24 protein-coding genes are annotated in these 25,393 nt (G+C 69.6%); 12 read left to right on the forward strand and 12 right to left on the reverse strand.

The window, feature by feature from the left end:
- Nucleotides 1-14: 14 nt before the first annotated feature.
- Complete coding sequence (locus ABZW60_RS13545; RefSeq protein ID WP_355476487.1) at nucleotides 15-551, reverse strand: YgjP-like metallopeptidase domain-containing protein; 537 nt, start codon at nucleotides 549-551, stop codon at nucleotides 15-17.
- Nucleotides 552-1,075: 524 nt separating this feature from the next.
- Between ABZW60_RS13545 and ABZW60_RS13550 the strand changes: the two genes are divergently transcribed.
- Both ABZW60_RS13550 and ABZW60_RS13555 read left to right on the forward strand, forming a co-directional pair.
- On the forward strand, nucleotides 1,076-1,234 hold the full coding sequence (locus tag ABZW60_RS13550) for a DUF5679 domain-containing protein (RefSeq protein WP_012922897.1): 159 nt from the start codon (nucleotides 1,076-1,078) through the stop codon (nucleotides 1,232-1,234).
- A gap of 139 nt (nucleotides 1,235-1,373) precedes the next feature.
- Nucleotides 1,374-2,687: an AarF/ABC1/UbiB kinase family protein gene (locus ABZW60_RS13555; protein ID WP_355476489.1), complete on the forward strand. Its 1,314-nt coding sequence runs from the start codon at nucleotides 1,374-1,376 to the stop codon at nucleotides 2,685-2,687.
- On the opposite strand, the gene ABZW60_RS13560 is transcribed toward ABZW60_RS13555, so the two are convergent.
- A complete protein-coding gene (locus ABZW60_RS13560) occupies nucleotides 2,674-4,146 on the reverse strand; it encodes an MFS transporter (RefSeq protein ID WP_355476491.1) in 1,473 nt (490 codons plus the stop codon). The genes ABZW60_RS13555 and ABZW60_RS13560 overlap by 14 nt on opposite strands.
- A 132-nt stretch (nucleotides 4,147-4,278) precedes the next feature.
- On the opposite strand from ABZW60_RS13560, the gene ABZW60_RS13565 reads away from it, so the two are divergent.
- Nucleotides 4,279-5,070 carry a DUF899 domain-containing protein gene (locus ABZW60_RS13565; protein ID WP_355476493.1) on the forward strand — a complete coding sequence of 264 codons (792 nt, stop codon included), beginning with the start codon at nucleotides 4,279-4,281 and terminating at the stop codon, nucleotides 5,068-5,070.
- A gap of 1 nt (nucleotide 5,071) precedes the next feature.
- Here ABZW60_RS13565 and ABZW60_RS13570 read toward each other — a convergent pair whose 3' ends face one another.
- Nucleotides 5,072-6,046 carry an alpha/beta hydrolase gene (locus tag ABZW60_RS13570; RefSeq protein ID WP_355476495.1) on the reverse strand — a complete coding sequence of 325 codons (975 nt, stop codon included), beginning with the start codon at nucleotides 6,044-6,046 and terminating at the stop codon, nucleotides 5,072-5,074.
- A 34-nt stretch (nucleotides 6,047-6,080) separates the two neighbouring features.
- On the opposite strand from ABZW60_RS13570, the gene ABZW60_RS13575 reads away from it, so the two are divergent.
- Nucleotides 6,081-6,608, forward strand: a complete 528-nt coding sequence (locus tag ABZW60_RS13575; protein ID WP_355476497.1) for an NUDIX domain-containing protein — start codon at nucleotides 6,081-6,083, stop codon at nucleotides 6,606-6,608.
- 77 nt (nucleotides 6,609-6,685) lie between these two features.
- Here ABZW60_RS13575 and ABZW60_RS13580 read toward each other — a convergent pair whose 3' ends face one another.
- The 4 genes from ABZW60_RS13580 to ABZW60_RS13595 form a co-directional block, all read right to left on the reverse strand.
- Complete coding sequence (locus tag ABZW60_RS13580) at nucleotides 6,686-6,904, reverse strand: hypothetical protein (protein WP_355476499.1); 219 nt, start codon at nucleotides 6,902-6,904, stop codon at nucleotides 6,686-6,688.
- Nucleotides 6,905-6,934: 30 nt separating this feature from the next.
- Nucleotides 6,935-7,222 (reverse strand): WhiB family transcriptional regulator, encoded by a 288-nt coding sequence (locus tag ABZW60_RS13585; RefSeq protein WP_131285495.1) that lies wholly within the window; start codon nucleotides 7,220-7,222, stop codon nucleotides 6,935-6,937.
- A 149-nt stretch (nucleotides 7,223-7,371) separates the two neighbouring features.
- Nucleotides 7,372-7,569 (reverse strand): hypothetical protein, encoded by a 198-nt coding sequence (locus ABZW60_RS13590; protein WP_355476501.1) that lies wholly within the window; start codon nucleotides 7,567-7,569, stop codon nucleotides 7,372-7,374.
- Between the two features lie 347 nt (nucleotides 7,570-7,916).
- On the reverse strand, nucleotides 7,917-10,043 hold the full coding sequence (locus tag ABZW60_RS13595; protein ID WP_355476503.1) for an ATP-dependent DNA helicase UvrD2: 2,127 nt from the start codon (nucleotides 10,041-10,043) through the stop codon (nucleotides 7,917-7,919).
- A 100-nt stretch (nucleotides 10,044-10,143) separates the two neighbouring features.
- Between ABZW60_RS13595 and ABZW60_RS13600 the strand changes: the two genes are divergently transcribed.
- Both ABZW60_RS13600 and ABZW60_RS13605 read left to right on the forward strand, forming a co-directional pair.
- On the forward strand, nucleotides 10,144-10,383 hold the full coding sequence (locus tag ABZW60_RS13600) for a mycoredoxin (protein WP_355476504.1): 240 nt from the start codon (nucleotides 10,144-10,146) through the stop codon (nucleotides 10,381-10,383).
- A 93-nt stretch (nucleotides 10,384-10,476) separates the two neighbouring features.
- Nucleotides 10,477-12,846 (forward strand): hypothetical protein, encoded by a 2,370-nt coding sequence (locus ABZW60_RS13605; protein WP_355476506.1) that lies wholly within the window; start codon nucleotides 10,477-10,479, stop codon nucleotides 12,844-12,846.
- On the opposite strand, the gene nudC is transcribed toward ABZW60_RS13605, so the two are convergent.
- The gene (gene nudC / locus ABZW60_RS13610) at nucleotides 12,847-13,770 is read right to left on the reverse strand and encodes an NAD(+) diphosphatase (protein WP_355476508.1); all 924 of its coding nucleotides are present in this window, start codon (nucleotides 13,768-13,770) and stop codon (nucleotides 12,847-12,849) included. It lies immediately after the preceding gene.
- Nucleotides 13,771-13,809: 39 nt separating this feature from the next.
- Here nudC and deoD point away from each other — a divergent pair, with 39 nt between their 5' ends.
- Both deoD and ABZW60_RS13620 read left to right on the forward strand, forming a co-directional pair.
- The gene (gene deoD / locus ABZW60_RS13615) at nucleotides 13,810-14,523 is read left to right on the forward strand and encodes a purine-nucleoside phosphorylase (protein ID WP_355476510.1); all 714 of its coding nucleotides are present in this window, start codon (nucleotides 13,810-13,812) and stop codon (nucleotides 14,521-14,523) included.
- Nucleotides 14,524-14,696: 173 nt separating this feature from the next.
- Nucleotides 14,697-15,101, forward strand: coding sequence for a hypothetical protein (locus ABZW60_RS13620; protein ID WP_355476512.1), 405 nt, complete (start codon nucleotides 14,697-14,699; stop codon nucleotides 15,099-15,101).
- 20 nt (nucleotides 15,102-15,121) lie between these two features.
- Here the strand turns inward: ABZW60_RS13620 and ABZW60_RS13625 are convergent, their stop codons facing one another.
- Nucleotides 15,122-15,757, reverse strand: a complete 636-nt coding sequence (locus ABZW60_RS13625) for a TetR/AcrR family transcriptional regulator (protein WP_355476514.1) — start codon at nucleotides 15,755-15,757, stop codon at nucleotides 15,122-15,124.
- Between the two features lie 167 nt (nucleotides 15,758-15,924).
- Between ABZW60_RS13625 and ABZW60_RS13630 the strand changes: the two genes are divergently transcribed.
- Genes ABZW60_RS13630 through ABZW60_RS13640 form a run of 3 tightly spaced genes read left to right on the forward strand, consistent with a single transcriptional unit; the run spans nucleotide 15,925 to nucleotide 19,422 of the window.
- Entirely contained in the window at nucleotides 15,925-16,731 is an 807-nt protein-coding gene (locus ABZW60_RS13630) for an SDR family oxidoreductase (protein ID WP_355476516.1), read from the forward strand.
- Nucleotides 16,731-17,855, forward strand: a complete 1,125-nt coding sequence (locus ABZW60_RS13635; RefSeq protein WP_355476518.1) for a DUF5938 domain-containing protein — start codon at nucleotides 16,731-16,733, stop codon at nucleotides 17,853-17,855. Before ABZW60_RS13630 ends, ABZW60_RS13635 begins: the two co-directional genes overlap by 1 nt.
- Nucleotides 17,856-17,865: 10 nt before the next feature.
- On the forward strand, nucleotides 17,866-19,422 hold the full coding sequence (locus tag ABZW60_RS13640; RefSeq protein ID WP_355476519.1) for an AMP-binding protein: 1,557 nt from the start codon (nucleotides 17,866-17,868) through the stop codon (nucleotides 19,420-19,422).
- On the opposite strand, the gene ABZW60_RS13645 is transcribed toward ABZW60_RS13640, so the two are convergent.
- Nucleotides 19,419-20,309, reverse strand: coding sequence for a hypothetical protein (locus ABZW60_RS13645; RefSeq protein WP_355476521.1), 891 nt, complete (start codon nucleotides 20,307-20,309; stop codon nucleotides 19,419-19,421). The genes ABZW60_RS13640 and ABZW60_RS13645 overlap by 4 nt on opposite strands.
- Nucleotides 20,310-20,359: 50 nt before the next feature.
- Nucleotides 20,360-21,250: a hypothetical protein gene (locus ABZW60_RS13650; RefSeq protein ID WP_355476523.1), complete on the reverse strand. Its 891-nt coding sequence runs from the start codon at nucleotides 21,248-21,250 to the stop codon at nucleotides 20,360-20,362.
- A gap of 163 nt (nucleotides 21,251-21,413) precedes the next feature.
- On the opposite strand from ABZW60_RS13650, the gene ABZW60_RS13655 reads away from it, so the two are divergent.
- Nucleotides 21,414-24,656, forward strand: a complete 3,243-nt coding sequence (locus ABZW60_RS13655; RefSeq protein ID WP_355476525.1) for a BTAD domain-containing putative transcriptional regulator — start codon at nucleotides 21,414-21,416, stop codon at nucleotides 24,654-24,656.
- Here ABZW60_RS13655 and ABZW60_RS13660 read toward each other — a convergent pair.
- The gene (locus ABZW60_RS13660; RefSeq protein ID WP_355476527.1) at nucleotides 24,653-25,324 is read right to left on the reverse strand and encodes a GPP34 family phosphoprotein; all 672 of its coding nucleotides are present in this window, start codon (nucleotides 25,322-25,324) and stop codon (nucleotides 24,653-24,655) included. The genes ABZW60_RS13655 and ABZW60_RS13660 overlap by 4 nt on opposite strands.
- Between the last annotated feature and the right edge of the window lie 69 nt (nucleotides 25,325-25,393).

Here is a 25,393-nt window from a genome sequence, read left to right on the forward strand (position 1 = left end):
CCGGACGAGCGGGCTCAGAAGTCCTCGAGGTCGAGCGAGGAGGCGGCGGAGACGCCCTCCAGGTACCCCTCGGCGCGCTCCGCCTTGGGGTAGCGGTGGACCAGGGCCCAGAAGGCGGCGTTGTGCGTCGGCTCGATCAGGTGGGCCAGCTCGTGGACCAGGACGTAGTCGACGACCCAGCCCGGCATCGCCTGCAGCCGGGTCGACAGCCGGATCGACCGGTCCGCCGGGGTGCACGATCCCCATCGTCTGTTTTGGTTCGAAACCCACCTCACCGACGCAGGTTCGGGCACTTCCGGGAGGTGACGACACGCGAGTTCGTGTGCTCTGGCCAACAATTTTTCGTCCGACACGCGGGATCGGCTGCGCTGCTTCTCCAGGCGCGCCAGCATGGTCTCGACCCAGCGCGCCTCCTCCGCGGCGGACAGCCGGTCGGGCATCAGCACGACCACCCGCTCACCGTCGCGGTACGCGCTGACCGTGCGCTTGCGGCGCTTGCTGCGACGGATGTCCACATAAGGCGGGATCGGGCGCGGTGGAGAGTCGGCCATGGCTCAAAAATGTACCCCCAGATTCCGACAACTTTCTTCGGTCCACATCCTGTGCATCGGCGTTTCCGCAGGTCAGACGCCAGATCTTGATCCTGCCGACCCTGGTTGTTCACACCGCGTTCCCCCGCCCGTCCACAGTGCCCCGCGGCGCGTCCCACAGGTTGCGCACAGAGTTATCCACAGGGGTGGACAACGGAGGCTTGCCAGCGCCGCCGGCGCCTCCTAGCGTCGTCGTCAACAGGCTCCCGGACCGCCTCCGGGGCCGCTCGGAGGGGAAGCCGAGTGGTCCTGGAGGCGGATCCCCGGGAGCCTGTTCCGTGCGGGCGAAACTTTCGGTAAGGGTTTTCCCAGGCGGGATCACGCGGCGCGCTGAGCGGGAGGTGCGCTTGAACCGGCGAAAAGCTGCCGTAGGGTGATTCCCGACTGGGCCGAACGGCCTACGGCAGGAACGGTCTGCCGTTAGCATCCAACGACTGCCCGGGGCAAGACCCCGGGCTGAAATTCAGAGCAAGGAGAGGGCCCTCATGGCAGAGACCTGGAGCGGCGAGTTCTACTGCGTCAAGTGCAAGGCCAAGCGCACCGCCGACGGCGAGGTCAAGGTCAACGACAAGGGCACGCGCATGGCCAAGGCCAAGTGCCCCGAGTGCGGTACGAACCTGAACCGGATCCTCGGCAAGGCCTGACGCACCAAGTCGTAGAGGCGGTGTCCGGCACGTTGCGCGTGCCGGACACCGCCTCTCGTCGTACCCGGGACCGGCGACACGCGGCGCGCCATCCGGCCCCCGCAGCACCCGGGCTTGGGCGACCGGACAGAATGGGAGGGTGTCGGACCTTCCTCGCAAGGCGCTGAGCCGGACCGCCAAGCTCGCCAGCCTGCCGCTCGGCGCGGCCGGGCGCGCAACGGTCGGCCTGGGCAAGCGCATCGGCGGCGCGCCCGCCGAGGCCGTGCTGGCCGAGTTCCAGCGCCGGACCGCCGACCAGCTGTTCGCCGTCCTGGGCGAGCTCAAGGGCGGCGCGATGAAGTTCGGGCAGATGCTCAGCCTGATGGAGTCCGCGATGCCGGAGGAGCTCGCGGCGCCCTACCGGGCGACCCTGACCAAGCTGCAGGACTCCGCCCCGCCGATGCCGGCCTCGACCGTGCACACGATCCTGTCGCGGGAGCTCGGCAAGCGCTGGCGGGACCGGTTCGAGGAGTTCGACGACAAGCCGGCGGCGGCCGCGTCGATCGGCCAGGTGCACCGCGGGCGGCTGAAGGACGGCCGCGAGGTCGCGGTCAAGCTGCAGTACCCGGGCGCCGCCGAGGCCCTGCGCGCCGACCTGCGCCAGCTGGGCCGGTTCGGCCGGACGATCGGCACGATGATCCCGGGCCTCGACGTGAAGCCGCTGGTCGCCGAGCTGCAGGAGCGGATCGGCGAGGAGCTCGACTACGACCGCGAGGCGCAGGCCCAGCAGCAGTACGCCGACGCGTTCAAGGACCACCCCGAGTTCGTGGTGCCGCGAGTGGTCAAGCACTCCCCCACGGTGATCGTGTCCGAGTGGATCGAGGGCCGGCCGCTGTCGTCGTACATCACCGACGGCTCCAAACAGGAGCGCGACGCGATCGGGCTGAAGTACGTCCGGTTCATGTTCAGCGGGCCGAAGTACGCCGGTCTGCTGCACTCCGACCCGCATCCGGGCAACTTCCGGGTGATGGCCGACGGGCGGCTCGGCGTGGTCGACTTCGGCCTCTGCGCCCGGCTCCCGGACGGCCTGCCGCCGGCGATCGGCCGGCTGCTGCGGATCTCGCTGAACGGCGACGGTCTCGCGGTCCGGGACGGGCTCAAGGCCGAGGGCTTCATCAAGCCGCGGATGGACATCGATCCCGAGCAGCTGATGGACTACCTGGCGCCGTTCGCGGAGCCGGCCCGGACCGAGACGTTCCAGTTCAGCCGGGCCTGGATGCGCGCGCAGGCGAACCGGACCGGTGACTTCCGGTCCCCCAACGCGTCGCTCGCCCTGCGCCTCAACCTGCCCCCGTCGTACCTGCTGATCCACCGGGTGTGGATCGGCGGGATCGCCGTCCTGTCCCAGCTCGAGGCCGAGGCGCCGTTCCGCTCGGTGCTGGAGGAGCTGCTGCCGGGCTTCACCGACGGCTGAGGACCTGCAGCGCCCGCAGGGTGACCGCCAGCAGGATCGCCATCGCGGTCAGGGCCACGGCTGTGATTGCGGCGGCCAGGTGCAGGCCCGAGGTGAAGGCGTCGCGGGCCTGGTCGAGTACGTCGCCCGTCGCGCCGCTGCTGACCGCCTCGCCCAGCGAGTTGCCGCCACGGCCGTCCGTCCGGCCGCGGTACACCGCGGTGACGACGCTGCCGAGGACGGCGATGCCGAGGGAGTAGCCGAACTCGTTGCCGGTCTGCGTGAGCGCGCCGGCCGAGCCGGCCTGCTCCGGCGGGACCGCTCCGATCACCAGGTTCGTGCCCAGGATGACCAGCGCGCCCGGCCCGAGGCACTCGACCGCGAACGCGATCACCAGCACGGTGGTCGAGGTGGCCAGGCTGACAACCACCATGCCGGCGACCGTGAAGGCGACGCCGACGGGGATCAGGACGCCAGGCCGGATCCGCTGCGCCAGCCGCGGCGCGAGCTGGAAGCCGATCGTCGACGTCACCATGCCCGGCACCAGGGCGAGCCCGGCGGCCAGCGGCGTCATCCCCTTCACCAGCTGGAAGTACTGCGCGACGAACACCATCACGCCGCCGGACAGCATCGAGTACGCCGTCATGCTGCCGAGCGTGACGCTGAAGGTCCGCCGGGTGAACAGCCGTACGTCGACGAGCGGGTCCGCCAGGCGCAGCTGCCGCCGTACGAAGACCCAGCCGAACACCGCACCGGCCACCAGCGCGACGACCGATTCGACGTCGGCGCCGTGGGCGGCCAGGTGCTTCAGCCCGTGGATCGCCGGCAGGATCGCGGCCAGCGACAGCACGACGCTCGGTACGTCGATCCGCCCGGCCCGTTCGTTGCGGTACTCCGGGAGGATGAACGGCCCGACCGCGAGCAGCGCCACCATCGCGGGGACGCCGATCAGGAACGCCGAACCCCACCAGAAGTGGTTGAGGAGTACGCCGCCGACGATCGGCCCGACGATCGCGCCGACGGTGAAACAACCGCCCCAGACGCCGAGCGCGGTGGCCCGCTGACGCTCGTTCGGGAAGATCGTCGAGATCAGCGACAGGGTGCACGGCGCGATCGCGGCGCCGGCGATCCCCAGCACCGCGCGGGCACCGATCAGCATGCCGGGGCTGACCGAGTACGCCGCCACGATCGAGGCGACGCCGAACACCGCGGCGGCGATCAGCAGCAGCCGGCGGCGCCCGAGCCGGTCACCGAGGGTGCCCATGGTGATCATCAGACCGGCCACCATGAACCCGTACACGTCCAGGATCCACAGCTGCTGGCTGCTGCTCGCGCCGAGCGCCTCGGTGACGGCCGGCACGGCCAGCAGCATCACGAACAGGTCGAGCGACACCAGGAGAGTGGCGAGGCACAACACACCGAGCGCGATCCACTGTCTCCTGCTGGTGACCACGGCGTCGGCGTCGAGGCGGAGAGTCATTGATCCGGTCCTTCCGAAGGGGTGTCTTCACCCACTGCGTCGAGCGGATCGGCCCCGGATCGACACGACGCCCGGAACTTGTCCTACCTCTGCCCTAGCGTTGTGGTCGCCGACGACGAGAGGAGCTGGACCATGACGCGGATCGGGAACCTCCCGGACGTCGTGTCACCCGAGGAGTGGCTGGTGGCGCGCCGGGAGCTGCTGGCCAGGGAGAAGGAGGTGACCCGCGCGCGGGACCGGCTGAACGCCGAGCGACGCCGGCTGCCGATGGTCCGGATCACCAAGCCGTACGTGTTCGAGGGTCCGGACGGGCCGGTGAGCCTGCTCGACCTGTTCGCCGGGCGGCAGCAGCTGGTGATGCATCACTTCATGTTCGGTCCGGACTGGGACGAGGGCTGCCCGAGCTGCTCGTCGGCCGCCGACGAGATCGGCAACCTGCGCCAGCTGCAGGTCCGCAACACGTCACTGGTCGCCGTCTCCCGAGCGCCGTACGAGAAGCTCGCCGCGTTCAAGGCCCGGCTGGGCTGGACCTTCCCCTGGTACTCGTCGCACGGGAGCGACTTCAACTACGACTTCCACGCCACGCTGGACGACCGGGTCGCGCCCGTGCTGCTGCACTTCCGCACACAGCAGGAGTTGAGCGCGGAGAAGGGCACGCCGTGGACGGACGGGCCGTGGACGCCGGACATGAACGGCGAGGAGATGCCGGGGATCAGCACGTTCCTGCGGGTCGACGGCGAGGTCTTCCACACCTACTCGACCTTCGGCCGCGGCATCGAGGACTTCCACAACTGCTACCGGTACCTCGACTTCACGGTTCTCGGGCGCCAGGAGGCGTGGGAGGAGCCGGCCGGCCGCGCGGAGCCCCTCGGCCTGCACGTCGGCGGTCCCGCGATGCGCGTCCCCGATCAGTACGAGGTGTGACTCACCAGTAGACCGGGTCGAGCTTGCCCTCGATGTTGCGGACGTTCTCCCGGGCGCACCGGTCGCAGTACAGCTTCTTGCGGCCGTCCTCGATCGAGGTCGCCCAGGTCAGCGGCGCCTCCTCCGACTCCGCCTGCTGACCACACAATGCACAGGTAGCTCTGCTCACGGGCCATAGTGTCGCACCACCGCTGCCCAGGAAGCGCCGCACCTCGGCGTTGAACGCCTCGGGCGCCTGAAGGTTGGTCTCGTGACCGACTGCGGGCAGCACGACGAGCTCTGCGCCCGGGATTGCCGACCGCAGGGCCGCGGCGACCGTGCCGACCGGCGCGCGCTGGTCGTTCTCGCCCCAGAGCAGCAGAGTGGGGACGGCGATGGTCGGCAGCACCGCGTTCAGGTCCGACTCGGCGAAGGCGCTCAGCATCGGCAACATCCCCGCCCGGCGGCTCTCGAGCATCATCGTCCGGACCAGCTCCAGCGTCCCGGGAGGCACCGGCCCGTCGAAGAACGTCGGCAGGTAGCCGTCCAGCCACTCCTCCGGTGGCCGGTCGACCTCCGCCCGGACCCTCCGGATCCGCGCCGCGGCCTCGTCCGGAGGCAGCGAGCCCTTCCAGCCGGCGTACGCCCCCGCCAGGATCAGCGAGCGGACGAGCCGCGGGTGGCGCTCCCAGACGGCCAGCGCGAGGCCGCCGCCGAAGGACAGGCCGCACAGATCGGCACTCTCGACGCCGAGCACGGCGAGAAGCGCGGCCAGGTCGTCCGCGTAGTCGGCCATCGTCATCTCGCCGGGCGGGTCGTCGGAGCCGCCGCAGCCGGGGGCGTCCCAGGCGATCACGTCGAACCTGTCGGCCAGACCGGCCAGTTGCGGTCGCCAGGCGCGGCCGTCGCTCCACCCGCCGTGCAGCAGTACGAGTGCCGGCCCCGCCCCGCTCCGGTGGTAGGCCAGCCTCCGGCCGCCGATGTCAGCCAGCTCCATCGCCAGGCACCTCCCCCCGCCTATGCTCCTCAGCATGCGCTGGGTGATCCACGGTGAGGAAGAGGCCTGGTCCAATCCGTGGCTGAGCGTGCGGCGGCTGGATGTGGAGCAGCCCGATGGGCGGCGGTTCGACTACCACGCGGTCCGGCTGAAGGACATCGCCGCCGCGGTCGTCACCCGGGACGACTGCGTGCTGCTGATGTGGCGGCACCGGTTCCTGACCGACACCTGGGCGTGGGAGATCCCGATGGGGATCATCGAGGCCGGCGAGAGCCCGGAGGCCGCCGCGGCGCGGGAGCTCGAGGAGGAGACCGGCTGGCGGGCGGACGGGCTGACCGAGCTCATCCGCTCCGAGCCCGCCGCCGGGATCATGGACTCCCGGCACTTCGTGTTCCGGTCGACCGGCGTGCGGTACGCCGGACCGCCGACCGAGCTGAACGAGTCGGACCGGATCGAGTGGATCCCGCTGGCCGACGTCCCCGCGATGATCGCCCGGCACGAGATCGTCAGCGGCATCACGCTGCTCGGCCTCCAGCAACTGCTGCTGTCCGGACGTGGCTGAGGGGCGGCACCCCCGGTGGGTGCCGCCCCTCAGTGATTCAGCTGGTCAGGCTGTGTGAATCCGGGGATTCCGGTGGATCAGACCAGGCGGGCGAGTGCGAGGCGCGCGCGTGCGCTGGCCCTCTCGGCTCGCCGGCCGGCCCGCTCGGCCTGCTTCTGCGCCTTCTCGATCTGGTGAGCGAGGCGGAAGCGCCGGTTCTGCTCTGCGTCCTGCAGCGAAGCACGACAATGAGCACGGGCGAGATCTTCATGAAGTAAATGCATTTCGGTGCTCCTGGTGAAAGTCTGAGTGGTCACGTTGACTCGATTCGGATGGGTTGTAGTCGTTCAGGCTGCGGTGACGGTGTCGCTCTTGCGGGGACGCCCACGGGGCCGCTTGCGCGGAACCACCACACCTTGGACGAACAGCTCGCCACCCCACACTCCCCACGGCTCGGAACGCTCGAGCGCTCCGGCCAGGCACTCGGCCTTCAGCGGGCAGGTCGTGCAGAGAGACTTCGCGTACTCGACGTCCGCCGGCGATTCGGCGAAGAAGAGTTCTGGCGCGTAGGACCGACAGGGCAGGTCCTGCGACGTTGCGACCTCGGTGAAGACATCGAGGAAGCTCACGCTCATTCCGGTCACCTCCCAGTGACTTTGGTGCTGATCTCTTGTCGTCCGTGACGGCTGCCGGTTGACAGCCACCAAAACTGTGTTGACAAACAAAAGGGCCGCGGGACCCTTTTCGGGTTCCGCGGCCTTGGAGGTGCCGGCTCTGACGCTTGTCAGACCGGTGGACTCCATGCTCGAGAACCCGAACCGCCGTACTTCACATCGCCGACAGCTCCGCCCTTGAACTGGGCAGCGCCGGAAGCCATGAGCACAACGGTCGCGACGTGCAGACGCGGCGAGGCACCCTGAATCAGGGCGCACGGCAGCGCGGCAGCGTCGCTGAACGGCTTCTTGACCGTGTTGATGTTCATTCCAGGGCACCTCCTCTCGTTGTGGCGAAGCGGGCGGTTAGCTCGATCGCTATGGTGGTTTGAAGTTTTCGGCCAGGCTTCGACCGCAGAAAGAACAGTACGCCGTCCTCGCCGGAGCCTGCAAACTATTTATCGCCAGTTTGCGAAGTTGGCCGGAAGTTGCCGCTGCGGCGGCCGGATCTGGCTGCCACGACAGGATTCCAGCACGCTCCGGGACGCCGTCCGCACGCTCCGGGATCGTTGCCTCTGTCACCTAACTGCCACGTCTGCCAGGAGCAGAACGCGGCACGTCCTCCAGGATGCGCCGCGGATCGCGTGCCTGGCAACACCTTTGCCCGAACGGGCAGTCAGCGCGTGCAGAGGTTGAGGATGTGCTCGCCGTACTTGGACAGCTTGGTGTGGCCGATGCCCGGGATCTGCCGGAGCGCCTGGGCGTCGCCCGGGCGGGTCTCGGCGATCGCGGTCAGGGTCGCGTCGGTGAGGATGACGAACGCCGGCATCTTCTCGGTCTCCGCCTGCTCGGTGCGCCACTCGACCAAGGCGTCGTACAGCTTCTGGTCGATCGAGGACGGGCAGTCCTCGCAGCGGCCGAGCTTGCGGGCGCCCGGGTCGGTCAGGCCACGGCCGCAGACCCGGCATCTGGGGATCGGCCGGCCGGACTTCTCCGAGCGTTCCGCGCGGGACGGGCGCTCGTAGCCGACGGACGCCGACGGGGTCCACTCGGTCCGCGCCGTCCGGACGCCGATCGGGTCCAGGAAGCGCGTCGGCCCCCGCGTCCCGCGGCCGCCCGGCGAGCGGGAGGTGGACCAGCTGATGAACAGCTGCTGCTTGGCCCGGGTCACCCCGACGTAGAACAGCCGCCGCTCCTCCTCCACCTGGGCCGGCGTCTGGGCGTAGCTGATCGGCAGCGTGCCCTCGTGCGCCCCGATGATGAAGACGCACTCCCACTCCAGGCCCTTCGCGGCGTGCAGCGTCGCCAGCGTGACGCCTTCGGCCAGCGGCGCGTGCTGGATGGTCGCCCGCCGGTCCAGCTCGGCCATCAGCTCGGGCAGCCGGGCTTCGGGATGCTCCGCCGCGAAGTCGGTCGTCATCGTCACCAGCGCGCTCAGCGACTCCCACCGGTCCCGCACCGCACCGGTCCCGGTCGGCGGCTCCTGCGTCCAGCCCGCCCCGGCCAGCACTCCGGTCACGGTCGTGACCAGATCGTCCGAGCCTTCACCGGCCTTGGCCTGCCCGCGCAGCAGGACGGCGGCCTGCCGGATCTCCGCGCGCTCGAAGAACCGCTCCGCACCCTTCAGCACGGTCGGGATCTTCCGCTCGGCCAGCGCCTGCTCGAAGTTCTCCGACTGGGCGTTGGTCCGGAACAGGACGGCGATGTCCCGCAGCGGCACGCCCTCGTCCTTCAGCCGGACGACGGCCCGCGCCACCGCGTCCGCCTCCGCGACCTCGTCGGAGTACTCGCGGTAGGCCGGAACCGGGCCGGCCTCCTTCTGCGACCGCAGCGTGACCCGCCCGGGCAGCCCCGTCGGACCGGCCGCGTCGAGGATCTTGTTCGCCACGTCGACGATCTGCGGGGTCGACCGGTAGTCGCGGACCAGCTTGATCACCGTCGCCGACGGGTGCCGGGACGCGAAGCGCACCAGATTCTCCGGGTCGGCGCCGGCCCAGGAGTAGATGGTCTGCGCCGGGTCACCGACCACGCAGACGTCCTCGCGGCCGCCCAGCCACAGGTCGAGCAGGCTCTGCTGCAGCGGCGAGACGTCCTGGTACTCGTCCACGACGAAGGTCCGGTACTGCCGCCGGATCTCCGCGGCGACCCGCTCGTCCTCGGCCATCAGCGCGACCGTGCAGAGCAGCACGTCCTCCAGGTCGATCCGCCCGCGCTCCAGCTTGACGTCCTCGTACGCCGCGAAGATCCGGGCGATCGTCGGCGGGTCGAAGGCCGCCAGCGCCCGGGCCGACCTCGGCGCCAGCCGCGCGTAGTCGTCGGGGCGGACGTTGCTCACCTTGGCCCACTCCACCTCGCCGGCCAGGTCGCGCAGCGCGGGCGTGTCCACCCGGACCCGGCAGCGGGACGCTGCCTCGGTCAGCAGCGGAAACTTGCGGTCCGCGATCGGCGGCAGCTCCCCGCCGTACACCTTCGGCCAGAAGAAGCGGGCCTGCCGGAGCGCGGCGGAGTGGAACGTGCGGGCCTGCACGCCCTGGACGCCGAGCTGGGCGAGCCGGCCGCGCATCTCACCGGCGGCCCGCTGGGTGAACGTCACCGCGAGCACCCGGACCGGGTCGAAGGTCCCGGTGCGCACGCCGTACGCGATCCGGTGGGTGATCGCCCGGGTCTTGCCGGTGCCCGCGCCGGCCATCACCGCGACGGCCCCGTGCAACGACGTCGCGACTGCCCGCTGTTCCGGGTCGAGGGCCTCGAGCAGGCTCTCGGCGGAGGCGGGGCGTGTGAAGTCGCTCACGGGCTGGGACATGCGGGAACAGCACCACCTGCAACATGGTTCGGATACGTCGAAGGCAACCCTAGACGGCGCGCCCGACATATTCCCCTCCCACTCCACAAGGAGTCCGCCGATGTCGGCATTCACGATGTACTCCACGCCCTGGTGCGGCTACTGCCACCGGCTCAAGGGCCAGCTCAAGCGAGCCGGTATCGAGTTCACCGAGGTCGACATCGAGCAGGTCCCGGGCGCGGCCGAGATCGTCGAGAAGATCAACAACGGGAACCAGACGGTCCCGACGGTGGTCTTCCCGGACGGCACCGCGATGACCAACCCTTCGCTCGCCCAGGTCGCGGACAAGCTCGTCGCCTGACACACCCTGACTCAGGTCATATCGCCTGAGTTATGGACTTTACGGTCATGGCCGTTATACCTTGCGATGAACGCCGTCGCAGGGAGTCCGCCCATGTTCTCGCGCCGTTCATTCCGCCATGCCCTGATCACGCTCGCCGCCGTGCTCGGCCTGCTCGTCACGAGCGGCCTGCCCGCGGCAGCGGCCCCGCCGGGCGACGCGCCCCCGGACCTGCCGCACCCGTTCCCGTCGGAGAACTGGCCGCTCGGCACGCCGACGAAGCCGTTCGCGCCGAGTGCCGATGTCATCAAGGACCTCGGTTCGCCGGTCAGTTCACTGACGATCATGGAGGGCGCGATCGGCCGGACCCCTGACGGCCGCGATGTGGTGTACGCCGTACCAGCGGGTGAGAACGCCCGTTTGAACGTCGTCGACCTGCACACCCGTGAGCTGATCCGCACCGTGCCGTTGCAAGGCGCGGCGGGAGGCTGGGCGATCGTCGTGACGCCGAACGGCGACGTCTACCTCGGGACGTACGCGAACGCGCACCTGTACCGCTACAGCCCCGCGACCGGCGAGGTGACCGACCTGGGTCAGCCCATCCCCGGCCAGTCCCAGATCTACGGCCTCACATCCGACCCGGCCGGCAACGTGTACGCCGGGACGTACCCGAACGCGCACGCCTTCAAGTACGACGTGTCGACCGGACAGGTCACCGACTACGGCTCACTCGACCCCGTGCAGCAGTACGCGCGGTCCACGGTCTACGACCCCGACCACAACAAGCTGTTCGTCGGCGTCTCCACCCCGAACGCCCGGCTGCTCCGCATCGACCCGGACACCAAGGTCGTCGAGGACATCACTCCCCCGGGCACGACGGCGAAGGACTTCATCGACCTGGACTACGCCGGCGGGAAGGTGTTCGCGAACGCCAGCAGCCGGCTGGTGGTGGTGGACGCGGTCACCGGTGAGCAGGTCAAGTACACCGACGCCACGACGGGTCAGCTGGTGATGGACTATCCGATCGCTGCCCGCGGTGTCTCCGCGGCCGGACCGGGCGGCGTCTACTTCACGAACAACACCCTGTCGCTCACGCACTACGACCTGGACACCAACACGGTCGGTCCGGTCTCACCGCCGCGCACACTGACCCGTGGCGCCTCGATCGGCTACGGCTGGGTGACCGAGAACGGTGTACCGGTCCTGTACGGCCTGGCCGGCAACTACTCCGGTGGCACGTTCCGCTACAACCCGGCGGACGGGACGCTCGCGCAGTGGAGCTCGCCGTTCCAGTACGTGCCGTCGCCACTGATGCACGAGCTGGCCGACCCCAGCACGGGCAAGGTGTTCGTCAACGTCTACCTGAACGGCTCCACCGCCGTGTACGACCCGGCGACCGGTAAGTCGACAGTCACCACGCGGCAGGGCCAGGTGGAGGGCTGGGCCTGGGACGGCAACGGGAAGATGTACGTCGGCATCTACCCGTACGGCCGGCTCTCGCTCTGGGACCCGACGCAGCCGGACAGCCCGACCAACCCCAAGGAATTGTTCAGCCTGGTCGACAGCGACCACCAGAACAGGCCGGTCGCGGTGGTCCCCGCCGGCAACCGTGTGTACGTCGGCACCACCCCGGCGTACGGCGAGTACGGCGGCGCGCTCACCGTGTACGACGTACCGAGCGGCAGCCACACGGTCTACCGCAACCTGGTGACCGACCAGACGATCGCCTCGGCAGTGCCATCCGGCAACGACGTCTGGGTCGGCTCCAGCATCGAGGGCGGTCAGGGCACCGATCCGCGGGCCAGCGAGGCGCACCTGGTGAAGGTGAACCCGGCCACGGGGCAGGTACTCACCGACATCGTTCCGGTGCCGGGCGCCGCCAGCATCAACGAGCTGATCACCGGGCCGGACGGCAACATCTGGGGTCTGGCCGACGGGATCGTGTTCTCCATTGATCCGTCGACCGGCGCGGTCAAGCGCTTGCTGCCGGTGTTCAGCGGCTTTACCGGCTCCCAGGACGGCGCACTGTCCTGGCGTGACGGCTACCTCTACGGCGTCAGTGGCGGCCGGCTGTTCGTGCTGGACATCCTGAGCGGCCAGGCGACCGTACTGCGCGACCACGGCCTCAACCGGCTCACCCAGACGCCGGACGGCACCTACTACACGCTGCTGCGGCCGGACGGCTACATCAACCCGACCAACCTGGCCTCTTACACACCGCCGGTCGACAGCTGCCCGCAGTCCGATCTCCGTACGACGGTCTGGACCGGCAACATCGACAGTCACGTGCAGAACCGCTTCCTGAGCTACGGCTGCACACTGACCGACGTACTGCCGGACGCCGAGGCGGACTGGCCGAGCCACAGCGCCTATGTCAGCGCGGTCACGCAGAAGGTACGAGAACTCCAGGCCGACGGCTCCATCGAGCGCTGGGAGGGCACACTCATCGTGATCGCCGCGGCCCGCTCCGACGTGGGCCGGTGATCACCAGCTCCCGCTGAGACTGTCGCCGTACCAGCCTTCGATCAGGCGGCGGGAGATCGAGATCGCTCCCGGGAGGGCCATCGTGCCGGCTTCGACCAGCGCGCGCAGGTCCTCCCGGGTGAACCACTTCGCCTCGGCGATCTCGTCGGCGTCCACCTCGATGTCGAAACCGGTCGCCTTGGCGTAGAACCCGAGCATCAGGCTGGCGGGCAGCGGCCACGGCTGGCTGCCGGCGTACTCGACCTCCGGCCCGACGATCACGCCGGTCTCCTCGAGCACCTCACGGCGGACGGCGGCCTCCAGGGACTCGCCGGGCTCCACGAAACCGGCCAGCGTGGAGTACCGGCCGACGGGCCAGGCCTCGTTGCGGCCGAGCAGGGCGCGGTCCTGGTCGTCGGTGACGAGCACGATGATCGCCGGGTCGCTGCGCGGGAAGTGCGACAGCCCGCACGCCGGGCTGCGCCGGACGTGCCCGGCCTCCACCACCTCGGTGTGGTCGCCGCAGTTCGAGCAGTGGGTGTGGACAGCGTGCCAGTTGGACAGTCCGATCACGTGGACGGCGATCCCGGCCTCGCGGTCGTCCAGGACGGCGCCCAGCTCACGCAGGCCGCCGTACGACTCGTCGGCCTCGCCCTCGGTCAGGACGCCGAAGACCGCGCGGCCCTCGGCGGTCATCCCGGCGCCGGACTCACGGTCGATGCCGAGGAAGATGCGGATCCCCTCCGGCGCCTCGGACGGCGCCACGAACCGCAGTGCGGACCGGTCCTCGACCACCTGGATCTGGTCGCCGGCCACCACGACCACCTGCGTCTCCGCCGAGGCCCACGCCTTCTCCAGCCAGTCGTCGTCACGGCGGCGGTCGGCGGCGCGGTCCAGCACGGACCGGGACAGGGCTAGCGAACCAGGAGCGATGGAGTAGGCCACATGCCTCAACATATCCCGCGAGCGTGAGAGCATCCCCGCATGAGTATTCACATTGCCGCCGAGAAGGGGCAGATCGCACCGCGGGTGCTGTTTCCGGGGGACCCGCTGCGGGCCAAGTGGATCGCGGAGACCTACCTGTCCGACGTGATCTGCTACACCGAGATCCGCAACATGTTCGGGTTCACCGGCACCTACAAGGGTGAGCGCATCTCCGTGCAGGGCTCCGGCATGGGCCAGGCGTCCGCCTCGATCTACGCGAACGAGCTGTTCGACTCCTACGACGTCCAGACGCTGATCCGGGTCGGCACCTGCGGCGCGCTCACCGAGGCGGTCCGGGTCCGCGACGTGATCGTGGCGATGTCCGCGAGCACCGACTCGCAGATGAACCGGCTGCGCTTCCACGGCATCGACTACGCCCCGACGGCCGACTACCGGCTGCTCCGCGCGGCGGTGGACGCGGCCGAGTCGGCCGGGCTGAACGTGCACGTCGGCCAGGTGTTCTCCGGCGACCTGTTCTACAACGACCGCCCCGACCTGGTCTCGCGGACCGCGGAGTACGGCGTGCTCGGCATCGAGATGGAGGCCGCGGCGCTGTACACGCTGGCCGCGAAGTTCGGCCGCCGCGCGCTCGGCATCATGACGGTGTCGGACCACCTGATCACGCACGAGGTGACGTCCGCGGAGGAGCGCCAGACGACGTTCTCCGAGATGATCACGATCGCGCTCGACGCGGCGATCGAGGTGCCGGTCTGAACCGGCGGTCCGGCGCTGCCGTCCTGGCCTGCGTCGCACTGCTCGCCGGGACGACCGCGTGCTCGGGCGACAAGCCCGAGTCGTCGGACAGCCCGAGCGCGTCCGGTTCGGCGTCCACGACGGCCGGCGCAACGTCGTCAGGGTCGTCAGGGTCCTCAGGACCTGAGGAGACGTTGCCGGACCTGACCGCCGCACAGGTCGTCGCCGCGCTCAGCGGGAAGAGCTACCAGTGCAGCACCGACGAGGCGTACGAGACGTGCAGCCAGGGCACGACATCGGTGCAGGTGCTGATCGGCAACCACCCGCGTCCGCCGGTGGTGTCCCTCCAGGCCTCCGGGGTGCCCGCGGAAGCGGCGGCCAAGCTGGCCGAGTTCGCACCGCAGGCGCTCGAGCTGGCGCACGTGAACCCACGGGGCCAGATCGTCGACTGGCTGAAACAGCAGCAGGGCAAGACGGCCGCGGCGACCACGGCCGGCAACTGGACCGTCGAGTTCTCCACCGAGGCCGACTCCGAGGCGCCGGGCGCGATCCTCACGCTCACCGACAAGCTCTGCACGGCGAACTGCGGAGCCGAGTAGGACCGCGCCCCGGATGACGGCTACGCCGCGACCAGTTTGGGCAGGACCTGCAGGAGCCGACCGCTCAGCAGGTCCGGGACCTTCTCCGGGCTCGCGGCGTAGCCGACCACTGCCTGCTCGAACAGGCCGTCGATCAGCGCGTACGCCGTCGGCGCGTCCACGGCCGGCGCGGTGCCGGTGAGATCGGCGTACCGGGTCAGGATCCGCCAGATCATCTCCTCGAGCAGCTGGTCGATCGCCTCGACGTCCGGCCGCAGCTGCTCCTCGAACATGCTCTGCGCCCGCAGGTCGTACCAGAGCTTGTGCATCGGGGTCTCCTCGACCAGCGTCTGGGTCATCTTGCCCAGGAACCCGGTGACGAGGTCCTCCCCCGACGTCGCGGTCTCGACCACCTCGTCGTACCGCCGGGCGCACTTGGTCTTGTAGTAGCGCACGCAGTAGCTGATCAGGTCGATCTTGTCGCGGAAGTAGTAGTGCACGACGCCGTGCGTGAACTCGGAGTTGTTCGCGATCTCCCGCAGGCTGGTCCGTGCGTACCCGAGCTCGCCGAGGGTCTTCAGCGCCGACTCGGCCAGCGCGACCCGGCGACGCTCGATCTTGTCGATCCCGGAGATCCGGGCAGGCCGCTCCTCAGCCGCGGACGCCACAGCGATCACCCACTCTCCGGTCGGGGTTGGTCGGGGTCGTTGCGTCAGAGTACCCCGCCACGGGCCAGGCGCGTCCCGCGGCGGGGAGTTTTCTTGACAAGTGTCAAACAAAGTCTTGACGGGTGTCAAAAGTCTGGCCAGAGTGTGAGCAACCCGTGCGAGCAAAGGAGCTTCAGATGGGTTCACTCGATCTCTCCGGCCGTAAGGCCCTGGTCACCGGCGGCGCGCAGGGACTCGGCGAAGGGATGGCGAAAGCCCTCGCCGCGGCCGGCGCCAAGGTCGTGATCAGCGATATCCAGAAGGACGCCGGCGAGACGGTCGCCGACGCGCTCGACCAGCAGTACGGCGAGGGCTTCGGGTTCGTCGCCCACGACATCACCGACGACGGCGACTGGGAGAACGCGGTGGTCGCCGCCAACGACATCCTCGGCGGCCTCGACATCCTGGTGAACAACGCGGGGATCGAGATCACCAGCCTGCTCACCGAGGTGACCGCGGACCAGATCCGCAAGATGCTCGAGGTCAACGTGCTCGGCACCACGCTCGGTATCAAGTGGGGCCTGCGGACGATGCGCCCCGGCGGGCTGGCCGGCCAGGGCGGCGCGATCATCAACGTCGCGTCGGTCGCCGCCACCATCGCCTTCCCCGGGATCGCGGTCTACTCCGCGACCAAGTCCGCCGTCGACCGGCTGACCCGGGTGGCCGCGATGGAGTCCGGCAAGCTCGGGTACGGCGTCCGCGTCAACTGCATCTACCCCGGCCTGGTCCCGACCGCGATGGGCGCCGGCCTGGCCAACGACGTCGCCCAGCTCGGACTGTTCGAGTCCCCCGAGGCCGCGGTCGCCGCGGTGGTCGGACTGACCCCGGCCGGCCGGCTCGGCGAGGTCTCGGACATGGCCGACGCGGTCGTCTTCCTCGCGTCCGACGAGTCCCGCTTCATCACCGGGATCGGCCTGCCGGTCGACGGCGGAATGGGGATGTGATGACCACGAAACCCGTTGTCGTGTACGGCGCGTCCGGCTACACGGGGCGGCTCGTCTGCGAGTACCTGCGGCAGTATCACGTACCCTTCGTGGCCGCCGGCCGTGACGAGACGAAGCTCAAGGCCTCGATGGACTCGCACGTTCCTGGCATCGAGACAGCCGACTACGAGATCGCTGCGGTCGACCATGACGTCGCCGCGCTGACCGAGCTGTTCACTGGCGCGTCCGTCGTGCTGAACACGGTCGGGCCGTTCAGTGAGCTTGGCCCGGTGGCCGTGGAAGCAGCACTCGCTGCGGGTGCTCACTACACCGACACGACCGGCGAGCAGGACTGGCTGATCACCTGCGACGAGAAGTACGGTCCGCAGTTCGCCGAGGCCGGTCTGGTGCTGGCGCCGGGCATCGCCCAGATGTACACGACCAGCGAGATCGCCGCACAGCTCTGCCTCGAGCAGCCCGGCCTGGACTCCCTGGACATCGCCGTCTTCTGGGGCGGTAGCCCGACCATCGCCTCGACCCGCACGATCCTGGTGAACGCGGCGACGTCGAAGGCGCACTACCTCGAGAACAACCAGTACGCCGAGTTCCCGGAGCAGGGCCTGGTCCCTCTGGTCGTTCCCGGCCAGCACGAGCTCGCTCTGTCGCTGCCGTGGGGCGGCATGTCGCATCCGGTGTGGTTCAAGCGCGACCCACGGGTGGCGAACTGCAAGGCGCAGGGCGGTGTGTTCAACGCGGCACTGATGAACGGGGTCCCGCAGATCGTCGCCGCGGCGCTGGAAGCCACCAAGGACATGGCGCCGGACGAGCGGAACGCCGCACTGACGGAGACCGCCCGCCAGGTGATGAACGAGATGCCGCCGCGCGAGAACCCCCGCGTCAACAAGACGCTGGACTCGGTGCACGCGTCCGGGCCGCTCGGCCGGGCGCACTGTGTCATCCACGGCAACAGCAACTACCAGCAGACCGGTCTGCTCCAGGCGTACGCGGCGTACTCGCTGCTGCAGACGCCGCCGAAGCGGGTCGGTTTCGCCAGCGGCTGCCAGGCGTTCGGCCACCGCGAGTTGCTCGGCGTACTGCGGAGCTTCGGGCTGGTGTCCGAGCCGCAGCTGACGGTGTACCACTAGAGGGGTTGCTGTGCGGCTGGTCGACTACCTGGACAAGGGCGCATCGCTGGCGCCGGACGCCGCCTGCTTGACGACGGACGGCGAGTCGCTGACGTACGCCGACGTGCAGGAGCTGTCGTACCGGATCGCGGGCGCGCTGGCGGCGACCGGCGTACGGCCGGGTGGCAAGGTCGCGATCCTGTCCGCGAACGACCCGGTGGCGTTCAGCTGCGTGTTCGGGATCAGCCGGGCCGGCGCGATCTGGTGCCCGATCAATCCGCGCAACGAGGCGGCCGAGAACCGGGAACTGCTCGACCAGTTCGACTGTGAAGTACTGATCTACCAGGCGGCGTTCGCGCCGCTGGTGGACCGCATTCGGGACTCTTTGCCGAAGGTGCACACGTTCGTGTGTCTCGACGGGGAGCCCTCAACCTCCGGCCCCACCCCCCACCCTGTTGGCCGGAGGTCCGTCGGCTGGGACGCGTTCTGCGGGGGCGCGTCCCAGCCGGCACCTGATCTGACCGATCCGGACGACCTGGCGATGATCGTCGGCACCGGCGGTACGACGGGACGCCCGAAGGGGGTGATGCTGGGCAACGGCAACCTGGAGACGATGACCGCGCTGACGCTGATGGGGTATCCGTTCGGCGAGCGGCCGGTCTACCTGGCGCTGGCACCGCTGACGCACGCGGCCGGCGTGCTCTGCTTCCCGGTGCTCGCGTGCGGCGGCGAGATCGTGATCATGCGAGCTCCCGACGTCCACGCCTTCCTGGAGCTGATACCGCGACACGGGGTGACGCACACGTTCCTGCCGCCGACGTTGATCTACATGGTGCTGGCGGCGCCGGAGCTCGACTCCACGGACCTGTCGTCGTTGCGGTGCTTCTGGTACGGCGCGGCGCCGATGTCGGTCGCACGGCTCGAGGAGGCGCTGCAGCGGATCGGTCCGGTGATGGCGCAACTGTTCGGGCAGACCGAGGCGCCGATGATGATCTCGACGTTGCCGCCGGCCGCGCATTTCGATGCCGCCGGCAACGTCGCCCGGGGACGGCTGTCATCCGCGGGACGGCCGTCCCCGCTGGTCACCGTGGCGATCATGGGAGCCGACGGCGAGCTGCTCCCGCACGGTGAGCGCGGCGAGATCGTGGTGCGCGGGTCCCTGGTGATGAAGGGGTACTACCGCAACGCCGAGGCGAGCGCGGCGGCATCGGCGTACGGCTGGCACCACACCGGCGATATCGGCTACCTGGACGACGAGAACTACCTCTACATCGTCGACCGGGCCAAGGACATGATCATCACCGGCGGCTTCAACGTGTACTCCACCGAGGTCGAGCAGGCGCTGATGGCGCACGCCGCCGTCCAGGACTGCGCGGTGATCGGTCGGCCCGACGAGAAATGGGGCGAGCGGGTCGTGGCCGTCGTACAGCTCCAGCCGGGCGCGTCCGTGGACGCTGCCGAGCTGATCGCCTTCGCGAAGGGACAGCTCGGCAGCGTGAAGGCGCCGAAGGAGGTGTTGCTCTGGCCGGAGCTGCCGCGATCGAAGGTCGGCAAAGTGCTCAAGCCAGAGATCAAGGCGCGACTCTAGTAGGCCTTGACCGTCCAGCCGAGCAGGCCGAGCGAGCCGCCCTTGATATCGGAGCCGTCGCCGTCGGACTGGTTGGCGTCGAAGTGCGCGGATGCGCTGCCGTCCGCCTTGATCCCGAGAAGTACGAGGCCCTTGGGGTGGTCGTTGCACCACCCCGGGCTCAGACTGGTGAAGGGTGCCCAGCCGCTCGTCTTCTGTACGGTCGAGCTGATCGTCGCCGGGCTGGCGTAGGTGATTCGCCAGTGCTTGAGCTCACCGTTGGACTTGGTGCCGACCAGGACGTCCACCGGAGCACTGGCGGTTCCGTCGGTGCGCACGTGCTTCAGGGTCCTGACCGTGTCCCACCCGCGGCCGGACAGCTTGACCGGGGCCGAGAGACTGGGCTTGCCGTCGACGTAGGCGAACTTGTACCGATAGAGCGAGGTGTCCGCGAGGCGATAGACATACGGCCACGCCGTCGTGAGACCCCGGGTACCGGCGAACCCTGATGCGACGCGGGTGACGGTGAGCTGCGTGACCTTCAGGACGCCGTCGACCTGCTTGACAGCGCGGTACACGTGGTAGACGTATCCGTCGGTGGGATGCACGGCCAGGCCGTCCTCCGTGTACGAGTCCGGGCTCCCGGCGCCGCCGAACGACGTGAGTGCCGATGGCACCCAACCGAGCTTGTCGCCGGAGATCGCCTTGGTGCTGGTCTTCCCGCCCATGTAGCGGTAGGACAGACGCTGTCCATCTGATCGGTACGCCTCCGTGATCGCACCGCAGTCGGCCGGTACGTCACTGAGTGCCGCGGTCGCGGACCGGGCGGTCACGGCGACCCCGGCGATCAGGCCGGTCGCGAGAACGGTCAGTGCCGTCCCGACGGCCACGATGGATCTGCGCTTCACGAGAACTCCTCCAGGGAGGTCGATTCGGATGGTCATGACGGCCGGTCCGGCTACTGGCCGTAGGCCTTCGCGGTCCAGCCGAGAGAGCCGAGAGAGCCGCCCTTGATGTCGGTGCCGCTGCGGTCCGTCTTGTTGGCGTCGAAGTGCACGGAGGCCGCACCGGTCGAGGTGATGCCGAGCAGCGGCCGGCCGTTGGGATGGTCCTGGCAGTAGCCGGTGCTGAGGCTGGTGAACTTGTCCCAGTAGGCGGACTTCAGCACCGTCGACGAGATGGCGCCGGTCGGCGTGGCTCGCTTGATCCGCCACTCCTTGAGCTCGCCGTTGGTCTTGGTGCCGATCAGCACGTCGACGGCCGCGTCCCCCGTGCCCTCGGTGCGCTCGTAGGTGAGCGTCGTGACGGTGTCCCAGGCCGTACCCGCCAGCCGCACCTTTGCCTTCGGTACGCCGTCAGTGGCGCCCACCGTGTAGCGGTAGAGGTAGTTGCCCGCGGCCCGGTACAAGTAGGGGTACCCGTACGCGAGAATCCTGGTGCCGCCGAATCCGTCCATCAGATGGCTGGCGCTCATCTCCGTCACGCTCCACGTGCCGTCGACCAGCTCGCCCTGACGGATCACCTTGAAGAGCCAGCCACTGGTCGGATGAGCCGCGAACTCGGTGGTGCGGAAATGGGTGTCGTCACCGGCACCGCCCATCTGCTGGAACGCCGACGGCACCCAGGGAAGACTGTCGTTGCGGTACGCCTTGGTGTTGGTCCCTCCGGCGGCGTACTCGTAGGTGAGCCGCTGCCCATCGGTTCGGTACGCGGCCGTGGAGGCTTTGCAGTCCGCCGGAACGTCGCCGAGCGCCGCGGTCGCCGGCCGGGCGGTCACGGCGACTCCGGTGATGACACCAGCCGCAACGACGGTCAGCGCCGTCGCGGCGGCCACAAGAGATGTACGCATCAGGGAAAAGTCCTCCAGGTGAGTCGGTTCGGCCATGCCGGAGTGCACCCGGACGCCGCGATGGACCCTAGGGAGCACCTCCGACACGCCACTGCCCGTACTCCGCCCGTACTCGGCCCCTACTCCGCCGGACCGAGCTGGTCCCACCGGTAAGCTCCTCTTCGTGCCCGGACGGCCGCAGCAGGACCTGCCCGGCCCGAGGCATGCCCTGGAGCCCGACGGCCGCTTCGGTGAACTTCTGCGCGCGCTCCGCCGGAACGGCGGACTGACACAACGGGAACTCGCGGACCAGGCCGGACTCAGTGCGGGGGCGATCCGCGACCTGGAACAGGGCCGGACCAGGAGCCCGAAACCGGATTCGATCGAGGCCATCACCGCCGCCCTCGCGCTGAGCAGCCAGGAGGCAGGGAAGCTCCATGCCGCCGCCAAGGCACACCGCTCCGGCACCGGCGCGCACTCCAGTGGCACCGGGTCGCTGCGCATCGGTGTCCTCGGCCCGATGGAGGTCTGGCACGGCGCCCTCCGGGTGCCGATCAACTCCGGTCCGCAACGCGCCTTGCTGGCCCAACTCGCCCTCGCCGCCGGCGCAACGGTCAGCCAGGACGAGCTCATCGACCTGCTCTGGCCGCGCAGCACACCGAGAAACGCGGTGAACCTGCTGCAGACCCGAATCGCCAGGCTGCGACGGCTGCTGGAGTCCGGCCGGCCCGCCGGCGAGGTGATCGTCGGCGACCCCATCGGCTACCGGTTGACGGTGACCACCGGCGCCCTCGACCTGCTGACGTTCCGCGAGCTGACCGCTCAGGCGGCCCACGAAGAACCCCGGGCTGCATTGGCCACGCTCTCCGACGCTGTCACGCTGTGGCGCGGCGACACCGATGTGGAGCCGGTGGCGGCCAGCCCGCTCTACATCGCGATCTCCGACGAATACGCGGCCGCCGTACGGACCTTCGCCAGGCTGGCGCGCGAGCTCGACGAGCCGGAGCAGGCACTGCGACCGCTGCGCGGCCTGATCGCGCGACACGAACTGGACGAGCCGCTGCACGTCGAGCTGATCCAGACCCTGGCCGCTAGCGGCCGGCAGGCCGAGGCCCTCGCAGCCTACGACCGGATCCGGTCTGCCCTCGCCGAGGAGCTCGGCATCGACCCGGGCGAGCGCCTGCGCGCGATCCATCTGGAGGTGCTGCGGCAGCAGAGCGGGTCCGCGCCGGAGCCGATCACACGCGTGGTCGTCCAGCAGACGCCGTCCGCGCCGCCGGACTTCGTCGGTCGCACCGAGGAACTGGCGACGATCCGTACCGCGCTCGGCGGTTCCGGTGCGTTGTCGTCGCGGGTCGTGCTGATCAACGGGATCGCCGGGGTCGGCAAGACCGCCTTGGCGCTGACCGCCGCGCATCAGCTCCGCGAGCAGTACCCGGACGGACAGCTGTACGCGGACCTGCGCGGGAGCGACACGATCACGCCGGCGCCGCTGCGGGTCCTCGGCCGATTCCTGCGCGCACTCGGCGTACCCGGCCGGCGGATCGGTACCGACGAAGCCGAAGCGGCCGCCTTGCTGCGCAGCGAACTCGCTGACCGGCGGATGCTGGTCGTGCTCGACAACGCCCAGGACGCGGCGCAGGTACAACCGCTGCTGCCGGGTGCCGGGCGCAGCGACGCGATCGTGACCAGCCGCCGCCGGATGCCGGACCTGGTGACGGCCGGTACCGTGAGTCTCGAGCCGCTACCGCATCAGGACGCCGTACGGTTGATCACGTCCACCGCGAGGCTCGATGCCGACCCCGACGGTGTGAGCGCACTCGTGGAGGCCTGCGCGCGCCTTCCGCTCGCGTTGCGCATCGCCGGCGCACGGCTTGCCACCAGGCGGGAGTGGACGGTCGCCGATCTGGCCGGTCGCCTGCAGGACGGCAACCGGCGGCTCACCGAACTCAGCCTCGGCGAGTCCAGTGTGCTGAACAGCTTCCAGCTCAGCTACGCGGATCTGAGCCCGGCCGCGCAGCACGCGTTCCGGATGTGCAGTCTGCACCCCGGCGACGACTTCAGCGCCGGCAGTACGGCGATTCTGCTCGGTACGTCGACGGCCGACGCCGACCGCGTGCTGGAATCCCTGCTCGAGGCGAACATGCTCCTGCAGCACTCGACGGACCGCTACCGATTCCACGACCTGCTCGGCCTGTACTCCCGGCGGCTGCTGGCCGACGACCCTGAACGCGAAACCACCAGGACCCGTCTGTACACCTGGTACGCCGAGGCCGTCACGGCGGCGATCGGCTGGGCGAATCCGCACGTCGTCCGCCTCGGCGGCCGGACCGGCCCCGCGTTCTTCAGCTCCGAAACCGAGGCACTCACCTGGCTCGACCACGAGCTCCCCACCCTGTTGGCAGTCGTGCAGGACACAGCGCAGCGGGGGGAACGGTCGCTGGCCTGGCGGATCGTGGACCAGCTCCGGGGGTACTTCCTGATTCGCCGGGACGCCGACGGCGCGCTCCCGGCCGCACAGACCGGGCTGGCCGCCGCAGTCGCCGCCGGCGACCACACCGCACAGGTCGCCATGCTGATGAACCGCGGGCAAGCCCTCGGTGCGGTCGGACGCGACGAGGACGCACTGTCCGACTGTCTCGCCGGCCATACGCTGGCGATCGAGGTGGGCTGGACGCCAGCCGCCGCCTACATGGCCCACCAGGTCGGCTGGCTGCAACTCGAGCGCGGGAAGCTCGGCGACTCCGAACTCTGGATGCGTCGCGCCCTGGAACTGACCGAAGACGACCAGCGCGGCCACGTCCGTGCCATCGTGCTGAACGGTCTCGGGATGATCCGCCTCCACCAAGGCCGACTGACCGAGGCAGCCGATCTGTTCGAGACCGCGCTGCAGAGCGACGAGACCGGTCGGGAGACGTCGGTGCTCGCCATCCGCGGCAACCTGGCGAGCGCGCTGCGGCAACTGGGCCAGGCCGACCGCGCAGCCGACCTGCTCACCGACGTACTGGAGTCCTACCAGCGCCGCTCGCACCTCCGCGGTGAGCTGTCCACGCTCGACGAGTGGGCACGCCTGTACAGCCAGCGCGGAGACGCGGCCGCCGCCCTCCGTACGGCACTCCGGGCGCATCAACTCGCGGTCGCCATCCGGGACCCCAAACCCCAGGCCCAGACCGCGTCGACCGTCGCAGGCACCTACCTGACGATCGGCGACCCCGCCGCCGCCATCGATTGGATCGAAGAAAGCCTGACGATCGCCCGTGGGACGTACCCGTACGTCGAAGCCGAGGCGCTGCTCACTCTGTCCGCCGCACGACGCAGCACCGGCCACCAGACAACCGCGGTCCACGCCGCGACCCAGGCAGCGTCCATCGCCCGATCCCACGGCTTCCGCCTGCTCGAGGCGCAGGCCACGTCAGACCTCGCCTAACTGCTACCCGAGGCTCCTGCGGATGACGCCACCACAATGGCCGCGGTGACTGCGGCCTGCATCTCGGTCACTGCCTTCTTCACCGCGTCCGCGGCCCAGTCCGAGTCGGCGATCTCCTTCGCCCGCTGCTTCAGCGCCTTCTTGTCCACCGCGTCCGTGACGACCTTCGGGACGACGTTCAGCGCGCTGAGCAGCGCGATCAGCGCGGCAGTGCGCTCGTCCGGCGTCGTACCGACCTTCAGCGCGCTCTCCAGCTTGGTGCGCACCTCCTGCTCGTGCCGCGCGTCCTTGGCCGGCCAGCGCGTCACCGGGAACAGTCCGAGCACCCTGCCCTGGTCCGCCTCCAGCACACCCCGCTCCGCGAGCCGTGCCAGCAACTGGTCGCGCAGCCGCTTCGAGAGCGCACCGATCTGGTCCTTCGGCTTCTTTCCAGGCTTGTTGACGACGTAGGCCAGGCGCTCGTCCAGGATCGGGTCACCGGTCGGCGCACCGTCCAGTACCTGCAGGCGGCCGGTCTTGCCGTTGGTGGTGATGTCGAGCTTCCGGTTCAGCGTGAGCTCGATCAGCACCGCACCGGCCAGCGCGTAGTCCAGGCCGGGCGACCCTGTGACCGGCTTACCGGTCTGGTCGTCGTACAGGAGCAGCAGCAGGTCCTCGGCAATCAACATGCCAACCACGGTAGGCACGACGAGCGGCTCGGCGCATCCGCCGCGCGGACTACCCCGGGGGTCCGTCGT

Origin of the sequence: Kribbella sp. NPDC003557 (assembly GCF_040610805.1) — a bacterium.
GTDB lineage: Bacteria > Actinomycetota > Actinomycetes > Propionibacteriales > Kribbellaceae > Kribbella.

Coding starts and splice junctions, on each gene's coding strand:
- ABZW60_RS13545 (WP_355476487.1), bottom strand. CDS start 551: ATGGCCGACTCTCCACCGCGCCCGATCCCGCCTTATGTGGACATCCGT.
- ABZW60_RS13550 (WP_012922897.1), top strand. CDS start 1,076: ATGGCAGAGACCTGGAGCGGCGAGTTCTACTGCGTCAAGTGCAAGGCC.
- ABZW60_RS13560 (WP_355476491.1), bottom strand. CDS start 4,146: ATGACTCTCCGCCTCGACGCCGACGCCGTGGTCACCAGCAGGAGACAG.
- ABZW60_RS13565 (WP_355476493.1), top strand. CDS start 4,279: ATGACGCGGATCGGGAACCTCCCGGACGTCGTGTCACCCGAGGAGTGG.
- ABZW60_RS13570 (WP_355476495.1), bottom strand. CDS start 6,046: ATGGAGCTGGCTGACATCGGCGGCCGGAGGCTGGCCTACCACCGGAGC.
- ABZW60_RS13575 (WP_355476497.1), top strand. CDS start 6,081: ATGCGCTGGGTGATCCACGGTGAGGAAGAGGCCTGGTCCAATCCGTGG.
- ABZW60_RS13585 (WP_131285495.1), bottom strand. CDS start 7,222: ATGAGCGTGAGCTTCCTCGATGTCTTCACCGAGGTCGCAACGTCGCAG.
- ABZW60_RS13590 (WP_355476501.1), bottom strand. CDS start 7,569: ATGAACATCAACACGGTCAAGAAGCCGTTCAGCGACGCTGCCGCGCTG.
- ABZW60_RS13595 (WP_355476503.1), bottom strand. CDS start 10,043: ATGTCCCAGCCCGTGAGCGACTTCACACGCCCCGCCTCCGCCGAGAGC.
- ABZW60_RS13600 (WP_355476504.1), top strand. CDS start 10,144: ATGTCGGCATTCACGATGTACTCCACGCCCTGGTGCGGCTACTGCCAC.
- ABZW60_RS13605 (WP_355476506.1), top strand. CDS start 10,477: ATGTTCTCGCGCCGTTCATTCCGCCATGCCCTGATCACGCTCGCCGCC.
- deoD (WP_355476510.1), top strand. CDS start 13,810: ATGAGTATTCACATTGCCGCCGAGAAGGGGCAGATCGCACCGCGGGTG.
- ABZW60_RS13630 (WP_355476516.1), top strand. CDS start 15,925: ATGGGTTCACTCGATCTCTCCGGCCGTAAGGCCCTGGTCACCGGCGGC.
- ABZW60_RS13635 (WP_355476518.1), top strand. CDS start 16,731: ATGACCACGAAACCCGTTGTCGTGTACGGCGCGTCCGGCTACACGGGG.
- ABZW60_RS13650 (WP_355476523.1), bottom strand. CDS start 21,250: ATGCGTACATCTCTTGTGGCCGCCGCGACGGCGCTGACCGTCGTTGCG.
- ABZW60_RS13660 (WP_355476527.1), bottom strand. CDS start 25,324: ATGTTGATTGCCGAGGACCTGCTGCTGCTCCTGTACGACGACCAGACC.